Raw genomic sequence first — 4,362 nt, forward strand, 5'->3', positions numbered from 1 at the left:
TTGACAGGGTGGCACGCATTGGCTAGCGTTGCCCCCATCGCAGTCATCGCAGGAGTTGCAGGCGGGACAGCGGCAGACAGCAGAAAGCCCCGGCGGTGCGGCAACACCAGCCGGGGCGGTCAGATCACATCGAGCCTTCTGGAGCTTCGGATGCAGAACGAGGGTACCCGGTTCTTCCGGGTCAAGGCAGTCGCTGAACGGTATGACGTCTCGGTCCACACCATCTACCGCGCCATCAAGGCGGGCCAGCTGGACGCCTACAAGATCGGTGGCGCCATCCGCGTCCCGGAGCAGTCCCTCCGCGTGTTCGACGAGGCGTGCGCCGAGGCCGGTTTCCAGGCGTTCGTGGTGGGCGACGAGCAGCCCGAGGCCGCCGACCGCGCCGAGAACGCGACCGCCGAGGAGGTGGCGGCGCGATGAACACGACCGCCTCCGCGACCGTCAACGACGTCGCCACCAAGTTCATCCCGGCCACCCGGCCCGCCTACGTCACCACGCCCGTGGTCGCCAGCATCAACGTCACGATCCCGCTGGACCGGGACGACCTGGTGGCGCTGATGTTCTTCTGCCACACCGACCCCGGTTTCGCGACCGACTCCGCTGACGATGACTACCTGCGGTTGCTGATCGTGGACACCGTCGTCAACGGCGGTCTCACGTTCGTGGACGAGACGCGAGGCGAGATCGAGGAGATGAGCACGAACGACCCGCGCCGCGTGGCGCTGGAGTTCTGCCGCCACCTGGTCGCGCGGCTGTTCCCGGACGTCCCAGCGCAGACCCGCCGGCCGAACACGCGGCGCGCCATCACGGCCGCTCCGGCGACGCTGGTTCGAGAGCTGGTGAACGCATGAGCGCGCCCACGATGACGCCGTGCGCAGCTGCGCCGGAGCCCGTGCCCTCCGTGTCCGTGAAGGCGTTCGAGCACGAGGACGGCCTGTACGCGATCGAGTTCACGAGCCCGGTCCTGCCGCGTCCGGTGGAGCTGCGCAGTCAGGGTGAGGTCGCCGCCGCGCTGCACCTGGCCGGACAGCCGCTCTCGCGCACGCTCACCGTGCGCCAGGTGGCCGACCTGGTCGTGTACGCGCTGGTGACGGTAGGCGTGGACGCGGTCCGGACGCACGACCGCGCTAGCCGCGTGGCGGTGCGCACGATGATCGAGCACCACGACCGCACGGGCCAGGTTCTGGACGGCCTGCTGCCGTGGTCCGAGCGGCGGCACCAGCTGTGCACGGACCTGGCCTCGCGCCTGACCTACCGAGCACAGCCGATCTGCGAGGTGCTTCGGGTCCGCGCAGACGCGGTTCCCGCCGACCTCGGCTGACCCCGCAGACCGGGCCTGTCCGGTGGTGCTCGAACCGCCACCGTGCCCGCTGTTCCGGGTGCGTCCAGAACGCTCCCGCCGGGCAGGCCCCTCCCCCCTGTTTCCGCATTACCCGGCCCGCGCGCACCGTTCCCGGCGACCGGTTCCGGAGCAGGTCAGCCACCCCGTAGACCCACCCAGACACACCGTGTCCGGCCGCGCTCACCGCGACCGTTCCCCGCGCTTCCCGACTCTTCCCGGAGGACCGCGTTCATGAACGCCCCCAGGCCCGTTTCCCCTCTTCCCAGGCCGTTCCCGCTCGACCTCAACACCGTGATCGCGACCTTGTACGTGGGTGGGCTCGACCCCGAGGTCTGGCACACCGCCGGACCCGCGCGCATGGCCGCCTACGTCACCGCCGTCGCCACCGACCCGCGCTGCCGGATGCCGGAACTGGTCGCGCTCGTGAACGCCGCGCGACAGGCCGGACCGCCCTGGGTCCTGCCGGACTACCTGGCCGACGTCGAGGCGTTCGCGCCCGCCGTCGTCGCCGTCCTCGGCAACTGACCCGCCCGCCCATCCGACCGACCAGGAGCGCCGTCGTGACCCACGCGAGCACCACACCCCCGACCGGACCCGCGTCCGGCGGGCGGCGGCTGTACCCCGTCACCGAGGCGGACAGCGGCAATGGCACTGCCGACGGCAGGCCTGACACCCCGATCGCTCAGGCACAACGCGGCAACGGCACTGCCGCCGTGGTGGCCCTGCCGGAGCGGCAGACGGCAACGGCAGACGGCAGCGTCGGCCAGGCGGACGCGGCGGCACTGGACGCGGCAGCCGCCGGGCAGATCGCCCGCGCGCGGTTGTGGCTGCCCTCGATCGAGTCGGTCGCGTTCGACTGCTACCTCGGCAACCTGGCCGACCGGATGGACCCGCACACCGAGGCCGACCCGGTGGGCGTCTTGGCCTCCCTCGTCAGCGCGGCCGGCGTGTACCTCGGCCCTGGCCCTCACCTGCAACTCGGGTTCGAGCGGCACCCGCTGTTGGTGTGGCCGCTGCTCATCGGCGCGACCGGTCTCGGACGCAAGGGCACCGCCACCAACGCCGCGCTGACCCTGGTTGGCATGGCGGACAACAGCTTCCGGGCCAGCAACGTCCACAGCGGCCTGTCCACCGGTGAGGGCCTGGCCGCCGTGTTCGCCGCCGATGCCGAGGACGGCAAGGCGGGCAGCAAGCCGCGGCTACTGCCCGAAGGTGACTGCCGCCTGCTCGCGGAAGAGCCGGAGTGGGCAACGGTGATGGCGCGCATGAAGCGCGAGGGCAACACCCTGTCCGCGACGCTGCGCGCGGCCTGGGAGGGCGGCAACCTGTCCACCCTCAACGTGGACGCCCGCATGGCCCGACAGAGCCACCTCGGCATCGTCGCCCACATCACCCCCGGCGAGTTCACCGCCAAGGTGTCCGCCTCGGACCTGGCGGGCGGCACCTACAACCGGTTCCTCCCGGTCGCCGTTGCCGCATCGAAGTTCTTCCCGGCCGCGCCGGACGCGCAGCTGATGACGGAGCTGGCCGCGTCGCTGGCCGAACGGTTGCGCCGCGCCTCCCAGCTCGGTGCGCTCGGCTGCACCGAGGCGGCAGAGCTGGAGTGGAAGCGCCTCCAGCTGGAGTTCACGGGTCACCTGGGACGTGACCGCCCGCAGGTGGACGAGTTCATCTCGCGCGCCGGGGTGACCTGCCTGCGCATCGCCGCTATCTACGCCGCGCTTGACCGTACGGACCGCATCACCCCGGCGCACATGGCCGCCGCCGCCGCGCTGGTCCGCTACTCGATCGCCTCCGCCCGCTCGGTCCTCGCGCCGAACGACGCGGCGGCAAAGGTCCTGGCCTACGTCACCGCCGCCGGGCCGGACGGCTGCACCGCCACCGAGATCACAAAGGAGGTGTTCAAGGGCAACACCAAGCGCGCCGGGGTCGACGTGACGCAGCTGCTCGGACAGCTCTGCGAAGCCGGACGGCTCACCAGCGCCACCCGGCCCGGCAAGGGACGGCCGACCGTGCTCTACACGGCTGTCACGTCCCCCTGACGAATTAAGTCCGGGGCGCGTTTGCGCAGGTCAACCGCTACGCACCCCGGTGTCAGGTCCCCTTAATTCGTCAGCTACGAAGAAAGTCCACCTAAATAACCGCAGGTCAGGAGGCTTATTTCGTTAATTCGTCAAGTTCGTCGGGCTAGCGCCCCGGCCGCGCCTAGCAGCCTGACGCGCTAGACCTAGCGCCTCGGCTAGCGCCTCACCCTGTCGCCCACCTGCGGCCTAGCGCCTAGCAGCCCTCCGCGCACACCACGCGAAACCCCTTGCACACCAACGAACACGACACCCACCACGGGTGCCCGTGACGGCCGAACACGGCCGCAGACAGCCCAGAGAGGACACCACCGGTCATGGCACGCCACACCACCACCCACCCCGGCGCAGACCAGCCCCGGACCCTCCTCAGCGTCGAGGAGGCCGCACGACGGCTGTCTGTCGGCCGCACCACCATGTTCAACCTGATCAAGTCCGGCCAGGTCGCGTCAGTCCAAATCGGACGCCTACGGCGCATCTCCACGGCGGCCTTGGCGGACTACGCAACCAGGCTGGCCGCCGGACCCGAGGCGGCCTAACCACGGCCCTACTACCCCCGCGCGGGCTAGTAGGGCAGGCCTTCCACGACGGGGAAGAGGCAGGGAAGCAGCCAGGGACCCGCCAGGGAGGCAGGGATTTTTCCCTGACTGCCTCCCTGAGCAACTTCCCCGGGATGACCAGCCCAGACCCCGATCAGGGAGGCAGGGACGCATCTCCCCAGGTAGCCGCTGGACCCCCGAAAACGGCCCTTCTGCACCCCCGTCCCTGCCTCCCTCCCTCTTCCCCGAACCGCAGGGGACGTGACACACCAACCACCCGAGGAGACACCACACATGGCACGCAAGAAACGGCCCGAGGGCACCCGCGCCCCCAACGGCGCGAGCAGCATCTACTACGGCGCAGACGGCAAGTGGCACGGCCGCGTCACGATGGGCGTGC

At 70.6% G+C, this 4,362-nt stretch carries 6 protein-coding genes; all 6 read left to right on the forward strand.

What is annotated here, in order from left to right; all coding sequences use genetic code 11:
- The first annotated feature begins 150 nt into the window (after nucleotides 1-150).
- On the forward strand, nucleotides 151-420 hold the full coding sequence (locus C8D87_RS44900) for a helix-turn-helix domain-containing protein (protein WP_112232816.1): 270 nt from the start codon (nucleotides 151-153) through the stop codon (nucleotides 418-420).
- Entirely contained in the window at nucleotides 417-851 is a 435-nt protein-coding gene (locus tag C8D87_RS44905) for a hypothetical protein (protein WP_112232818.1), read from the forward strand. The genes C8D87_RS44900 and C8D87_RS44905 overlap by 4 nt, the downstream gene beginning before the upstream one ends.
- Entirely contained in the window at nucleotides 848-1,321 is a 474-nt protein-coding gene (locus C8D87_RS44910) for a hypothetical protein (protein WP_146772116.1), read from the forward strand. Before C8D87_RS44905 ends, C8D87_RS44910 begins: the two co-directional genes overlap by 4 nt.
- Nucleotides 1,322-1,573: 252 nt before the next feature.
- Entirely contained in the window at nucleotides 1,574-1,867 is a 294-nt protein-coding gene (locus C8D87_RS44915) for a hypothetical protein (protein ID WP_112232822.1), read from the forward strand.
- Nucleotides 1,868-1,902: 35 nt separating this feature from the next.
- Complete coding sequence (locus C8D87_RS44920) at nucleotides 1,903-3,384, forward strand: DUF3987 domain-containing protein (RefSeq protein ID WP_233442592.1); 1,482 nt, start codon at nucleotides 1,903-1,905, stop codon at nucleotides 3,382-3,384.
- A gap of 356 nt (nucleotides 3,385-3,740) precedes the next feature.
- Nucleotides 3,741-3,962, forward strand: a complete 222-nt coding sequence (locus C8D87_RS44925) for a helix-turn-helix domain-containing protein (protein WP_112232824.1) — start codon at nucleotides 3,741-3,743, stop codon at nucleotides 3,960-3,962.
- Nucleotides 3,963-4,362: the final 400 nt, after the last annotated feature.

Source organism: Lentzea atacamensis (assembly GCF_003269295.1).
Taxonomy (GTDB): domain Bacteria; phylum Actinomycetota; class Actinomycetes; order Mycobacteriales; family Pseudonocardiaceae; genus Lentzea; species Lentzea atacamensis.

What these genes read in the sequence shown, in the direction of transcription:
- C8D87_RS44925 (WP_112232824.1), top strand. Translation starts at nt 3,741, where the DNA reads ATGGCACGCCACACCACCACCCACCCCGGCGCAGACCAGCCCCGGACC.
- C8D87_RS44915 (WP_112232822.1), top strand. Translation starts at nt 1,574, where the DNA reads ATGAACGCCCCCAGGCCCGTTTCCCCTCTTCCCAGGCCGTTCCCGCTC.
- C8D87_RS44905 (WP_112232818.1), top strand. Translation starts at nt 417, where the DNA reads ATGAACACGACCGCCTCCGCGACCGTCAACGACGTCGCCACCAAGTTC.
- C8D87_RS44900 (WP_112232816.1), top strand. Translation starts at nt 151, where the DNA reads ATGCAGAACGAGGGTACCCGGTTCTTCCGGGTCAAGGCAGTCGCTGAA.
- C8D87_RS44910 (WP_146772116.1), top strand. Translation starts at nt 848, where the DNA reads ATGAGCGCGCCCACGATGACGCCGTGCGCAGCTGCGCCGGAGCCCGTG.